This is a genomic window from Ruegeria sp. CDSC085 (assembly GCF_059610465.1).
Map to the genome: position 1 here is coordinate 1 of NZ_JBXWNR010000041.1, position 5,915 is coordinate 5,915.

General features: G+C 55.4%; 6 protein-coding genes and 1 pseudogene. 1 reads left to right on the plus strand and 6 read right to left on the minus strand.

Annotation, left to right across the window (positions count from 1 at the left end):
- Positions 1–842: 842 nt before the first annotated feature.
- Positions 843–2,249: a metal-dependent hydrolase family protein gene (locus AC2FJB_RS22555; RefSeq protein ID WP_271950340.1), complete on the minus strand. Its 1,407-nt coding sequence runs from the start codon at positions 2,247–2,249 to the stop codon at positions 843–845.
- 170 nt (positions 2,250–2,419) lie between these two features.
- Between AC2FJB_RS22555 and AC2FJB_RS22560 the strand changes: the two genes are divergently transcribed.
- Complete coding sequence (locus tag AC2FJB_RS22560) at positions 2,420–3,484, plus strand: AraC family transcriptional regulator (protein WP_271950342.1); 1,065 nt, start codon at positions 2,420–2,422, stop codon at positions 3,482–3,484.
- Between the two features lie 129 nt (positions 3,485–3,613).
- Here AC2FJB_RS22560 and AC2FJB_RS22565 read toward each other — a convergent pair whose 3' ends face one another.
- The 5 genes and pseudogenes from AC2FJB_RS22565 to AC2FJB_RS22585 form a co-directional block, all read right to left on the minus strand.
- Entirely contained in the window at positions 3,614–3,787 is a 174-nt protein-coding gene (locus AC2FJB_RS22565; protein WP_171167005.1) for a hypothetical protein, read from the minus strand.
- On the minus strand, positions 3,784–5,088 hold the full coding sequence (locus AC2FJB_RS22570; protein ID WP_171167006.1) for a DUF6538 domain-containing protein: 1,305 nt from the start codon (positions 5,086–5,088) through the stop codon (positions 3,784–3,786). The genes AC2FJB_RS22565 and AC2FJB_RS22570 overlap by 4 nt, the downstream gene beginning before the upstream one ends.
- Positions 5,089–5,125: 37 nt before the next feature.
- Positions 5,126–5,317 carry a hypothetical protein gene (locus AC2FJB_RS22575; protein WP_496721180.1) on the minus strand — a complete coding sequence of 64 codons (192 nt, stop codon included), beginning with the start codon at positions 5,315–5,317 and terminating at the stop codon, positions 5,126–5,128.
- On the minus strand, positions 5,310–5,477 hold the full coding sequence (locus AC2FJB_RS22580; protein WP_496721178.1) for a hypothetical protein: 168 nt from the start codon (positions 5,475–5,477) through the stop codon (positions 5,310–5,312). The genes AC2FJB_RS22575 and AC2FJB_RS22580 overlap by 8 nt, the downstream gene beginning before the upstream one ends.
- 178 nt (positions 5,478–5,655) lie before the next feature.
- Positions 5,656–5,915, minus strand: a pseudogene (locus AC2FJB_RS22585) (hypothetical protein); the annotation flags it as partial.

A 5,915-nucleotide genomic window follows, 5' to 3' on the forward strand; every position in this document is an offset into this window, starting at 1 on the left:
GGGGCATTTTCCGCAGCAAACGGTGTCAACAGGTATCGGAGTAACGATGTTCTGATGAACTGGCTGGGGTGGTAGGAAACCTTGCCGACCGATGAAACCTATCAACTTTTCCCACTAGCCTGAGAAACTGGGGCGGTTTCGGGGGCATTCTGCTTAGCGAAGCGACGGGCGGAATGGAGCGTCAGCGGGTCAGCATGGGGCGTTTCTAAAAGTGAGCACTGGGCATTTTGATCGCTAGATCGATCGTTCATTGCCGCTGGCGGGACAGAGCTTACTAGACCGCTAGAGAACCCATAACTGGCGCTGAGACGACCGCTGGCGAGACGTTCCGGGTGCTGAAGACTGGTAGCTGGTGCTGGCGGGTGGCAGAAACTTGTAATGGCGCTCTGTGTCCCAGTTCACAGGACCTCTCGTTCATCCAGGTTAACGTGACGTCATCAATGGGAGGTCGCAATGCTTCGTAAGGCTTCAAATACCTGGCACACTCGCACCGAACACGCAGTAACCATGATCCACCCAGTTGTGCGTATCTTGCGTCATTGCATCCAGATGCAACGCCAAGTGAACCGCTACCATTGAATTCGAGCGCGGGTAGGCCGACCGGCTGACGACCGTTTGTTGACATTGATGAAGTGGCTGACCAGTGGCGTAGAAGCAGACGTTCGATCGGACAACAGCGAATGACCGTATCGAGTCCAAAGTGACGGCTACAGAGGGACAGGTTGAATGTCCGCTAAAGATGTTTAGCACATGTAGAAGGCTCTGAAAATCAATTCACCGTAACATTCACAGGGGCGAGGTCGCGCAGGGTGGCCGAGGTAGGCCACCACCCTGCGCTATACTCAGTTCAGAGTATTCTTGTAGATCACGCCATCTTTCATGATCAGTCGCATCGTCGGGATGTCACGAGGACGCGGTTCGGCGTCGTACCATTTCTCGTTGCCGCCGATGACACTGATGTCTTCAAGAGGGTTTCCATCGACAATGAGAACGTCGGCGTAAGCGCCTTCGACAATCACACCAAGAGGACCTTCGAGGTAAGGGTTGGCTTTTCCCGAGTATGCCAGAAGCTCCCCTGCCGAAGAGGTTGCCGCAACAAGCATCGCGTGGTTTCCAAATAGGTGGGCATGGAACCATTTCTCATAGTCCAGCTGGGTTCGCAGCAACTCTCCCGTGGCAAACACGACGTCGGACTGAAAGGCCATCTTAGGACGGATCGCCTTGACGTTCTCGACGAAGTCCTTGGATTGATCGGTCGCAAGTGCCAGCTTGTCCTGATTTGCCTTGGTTTGCAGGCCGGGATTTTGTTCCAGATAGGGCGAGATACCGGTCATCTGCGAAACAAGGAAAACGTCATTGTCTTTCATGAGCTGCAGCGTCTCGGGGCTGGCGAAAAACCCGTGCTCGATGCTTTTTACGCCGGCCTCGACGGCCCGCACGATCCCTTCATCCGAAAAAACATGAACGCCGACATATGTGTCCCAATCGGCGGCAACGCGTACTGCTGCGTCAAGTTCTTCGGGCTGGTATTGCAGAGTGTGCAGCGGATCCAGGATCGAGGCGACGCCGCCCCCGGCCATCAGCTTGATCTGCGTTGCCCCCTGGGACAGGTTCTGCCGTACGGCTGTCATGACGCCATCCACACCATCAGCGACATATGTGATGCCGAGCCGTTGCGCGCTGCTGTCATTGGCATAGGGCGGCAGGTTCGGGTTTCGCTGTGACGCGTTGCGAAAATCACCATGCCCCGAGGTTTGCGACACAAAGGCGCCACTCGGGTATATGCGCGGCCCTTCAACCAGCCCCGCGTCAACAGTTTTCTTCAGACCGGAACCTCCGCCACCCATTTCGCGGACGCTGGTAAACCCGCTGTAGAGATACTCGTTGGCCATATGCGCAGCCCGAGGACCGATTTCGTCCCACGCGCCACCCTCCATGCCGCCAACACCACCGGGCATGTTCATGTAGAGGTGCGTGTGCGCATCAATCAGCCCAGGCATCAAAGTGCGTCCATCGCAGTCAATCTGGTTTGCCCCTTTTGCCTCAAGCGACGTATCGCCGACAGCCGAAATCAGATTGCCTTCAATCAGAATATTTTGCCCTTCAATCAAGGTTTCGGTGAGACCATCAAACACCGCACAGTTCGTGAATAGAACCAGTGCCGGTGAAGCCTCTTCCTGAGCGAGCGACGACGTAGCCGTTGCTGTCGCGAGCAAAACCCCCGCAACAGATTGTAGAGTAATTTTCATTTCCATCTCCCATTGGATCAGCCCCCCCGCTCGGGGCGTTTGAACTGAGAGACAGTATAACGAGTGACGGAACTCTCGCCTGTCTTCGAGGTGCGCGAAGGACAGTATTTTGCCCCATAGGGACAATTTTGAGCAATTTTTTTCCCTTTTAATTGTTCTGCGTCGCTAGAATGAAACTGAACATCAAAGCGAACCCTGGATCGATGAAGCACACTTTACCACTCGTAAAACTGAGCGTTTTGCGCCCCTTCGCCATGGAACTCCGCGAATGCGGCATTGAGCCGGAACCAGTGTTCGAGAGCGTCGGATTAACTGAGAGTGCAATCTTTGAGGCTGACCTCTCAGTTCACGTCATGGTCATCCACCAGTTTGTCGAGAACGCCGCCAAGTCTGCCGAAGATCCCTTTTTTGGGGCCCGCGTTGGAAGCAAACTCGATGTTCAGGGTTGGACGATACTTGAGGACGCTGAGGCGCGCGCGACAACGGTTGGAGACTTCCTGTCGATCTTTATCGCGCGGTCCAACGAGATTGCCAGTTCTGTCACAGAACATCTTAATATAGTCGGCCAAACTGCAGTTTTTGGAGAGACGCGATCTTTTGCACCCCAAATTCTGCCCGCTCAGAACGACGCATTCATGGTGGCGCTCGGCTTGGCCGTTCTCCGGCGGGCTCTACGCAACCGGCTGGACCCATCGAAAGTAACAGTTACTGTAAGCGACCCCAAGGTTCTACCATCGGAATTCGACCTGATGCACCCAATGAAGGGGAACAGAATGGGGTTCAGTATTCACTTTCCGTCGTCTTGGTTGTCCCTAAAACTGGATCCTGCGTCATCCAGTTTAGCCACGGAGGAAAAATCCGGCACGGCTGCCGACGGGTTTGTTCAATCTTTTAGGCAAATGCTCCGGGCGCACATCGAACAGATTGACCTTAGCGCTTCAAAATGTGCGGCTCTCGCATCGATGAGCCAGCACAAGCTGAAACGACGACTAGCTGAGAACGGGACCAATATTACCAACGAGATAAGCTTCGTGAGGCAGCAATACGCAAGAGAGGTTCTAGTCACGACCAGTAGGTCGGTTTCCGATATCGCTACAGCGCTGGGGTTCACGGATGCCGCCAATTTCGCTCGAGCCTTCCGCCGCGCAAACGGCATGACGCCAACCGCTTTTAGAAAATTGCAGGAAGTCGAGAACGGCGAAAAAACTGAGTTGCTCGCCGAACCGGACACTTAACCTGGCGGGTTCAACGGCGGCTTCGTCCGCAACTCGGTCGTTCGGTCATTATTCCGCTATGTCCGCTCCCGCAAAAAAAACAAAGTGAGCGCCCCCGGCAACCCGCTAGGGGCCGCCGAGGGTTGGGTGTCAGGGTGGTCTTCGGTTAACGACATAGTCAGCCAACCACTGCCAGTAGGCTTCGGCATCCCGGAACCCTTGAGCCCGAGCAGCCAGATCTTCCGCTGTCTTACGGGTGCAACCACCATCGTATTCGGCGATAGCAGCCCGCTCCTCGAACGCATCAATGTCCGGGAACGTCATGCCGGGAGTCTTATCTGATCGACGATAGACCGACGTTGCTCGTCACTGATCCCTGCCGAGTAGATGCCGTAGGTAATCCCGTTCTCCGACCGTGCCGATTGGTGGCCAACCAGAGATGCGGTGAAGTGCTCAGGAACACCGGTTCTCTCACACTGGGTGATGAACCACTTGCGGGTCGAGTGAAACACCAGCCCCGGTCGATCAAGCTCCAGCCGTCGGCGCAGTCTCGCGAAGCCCTTAGTGACATGTGCCACGGTGAGGTCGGGGAACAGAGGACCAGATGATGGTAGCTGCCGGAACGTCTCATCCAGCGCCGGGTGGACCGGAACCAGTCGTTCAGCGGCGTCGGTCTTCAGCAGTCGCAGTTCATTGGGTCGAACATGCACGAAGCAACCGAGATTGCCCTTGGCCACGAGGTCTTCCCGGAGCAGCCCCACCGCTTCCCCCGCTCGCATTCCTGATAGCAGGCAGGTTAGCAGAACCGGATGCAATTCACGGTCATTGGCTCCCAGCAACCGCACGACTTCATCGTCAGTCGGAACCGCATAGGGTTGAGGACGCACCTTGCGATCGAAGGGCACTGTCCGGAACGGGTTGACCTCCAGATGCCCTTCATAGACTACCCAGTCGAGGAAGTGATTGACCTGCGACCAGATACGCCGCTGAGTTCTGGCTGTAATAGTCACCGCCCCACGAGACGAGTACGCGACTAACTGGTCCAGGGTCAGCCCTCGGGTCCTCTCTGACTTACCGATCATCGGAGACAGTTGGGCTATTGCGGACAGGAACTCTCGTCCGTCTGTTCTGGTCAGGCGGCAAACCGGCTGGTCACCATATCGGCTCGTGAACAACCCGACGGAGTATCGGACCGATTTAAACCCGCTGGGTCGAAGTTCATTACTACGCCGGGAAAGGTAGGCTCGGCTCAGGTCACGAACCGGCACCTTTACCGGTGCTGATGGTCTGATGAACTTGGACCGCTCCAGATTGCATCCAGAGTCCTCCAGAGTGGCCCGGAGACGGACGAGAGAAGTCTCTGGCTGGTCAACCCAATCAGGAACCTCAGCAGTGTTCTCTGGGGCAGACAGAGTCTCCTCTGCCTGAGCCCGCACCTGTTCAACCAACGTCTCGAACCGGGCATTGACTTCAGCGGCACGAACACGGGCTGTTCTGGGATCACTGGTTTTGAGGCTCTGCTTCAGGGCCTGAGCGCCCAGCGCGAGAGCGACGTCAACGGGATAGTTCCGTCTGAACAACCATGTATGGCCCTTCAGATAGGCATAGCGAATGTGAGCAGACATCAGTCTCCTCCTTTCAGTGTTGGAAATTGGGATGGGTTCAGTTGGTTGAGACAACCCGCAGGATCATCTCGAGGGCCGGTTCGCCGTAGGACCCAGCCAGTGGACCGGTCGCAGCAAAGCCGGTCACGCAGTCTTCGAACACCTCGTCTAGGCGGAACAGATGTTCAGGGACGTCATCGAAGGCTCGGACGACCACGACGTCACCGGGGTTCAGTTTCAGCTCAGTCATCGTCGGACCTCCACGTCCAGAGAACCGCCACCAGAACCATCGCCGAGACAGCGGGGTGAGACCGTTTAACCACCCAGAGCATCGTCGTAAGGACAGCCTTGGGCGGTGGGTGCAAAAGAAAACCCCCGACGAGAACGCCGAGGGCAGACAGGTACTTCATGGATCAAACTCCTGCAGTTGCTTCTTTATTTAGATGCAGGAAGTTGCTCGGTTTTAGCGGGTGTGGAAGATCGCTGAATAACTTAAGAAACCATCCGACGAATGTGAGCTACTCTAGAATTTCATTCACGGCTTACGACAGCGAGCAAAAAAGTGCCGGAGTTCAAAACTGTATTGGTTCAGTAAGCCCATGCATTTTTAGTGAATAGTTCGACTTCTTCAGGAGAAACGACTTCCTGAACATACTTGGGCTCGGCAACTACAATCTTGTCCACTTCCAGAGCCGATTTTAGCGCTGCGCTGCTTATCCAGCTATTTTCCCATAAGTCGGCATCTTCTCCGTTGACGATTTGGCAAATACTCTGTCCGTCGTCAGGGATTTTGGGACAGATGGCGGCGTAATCTAAGAGAGGATCTGGCTCATCTGTCTGGATTGATT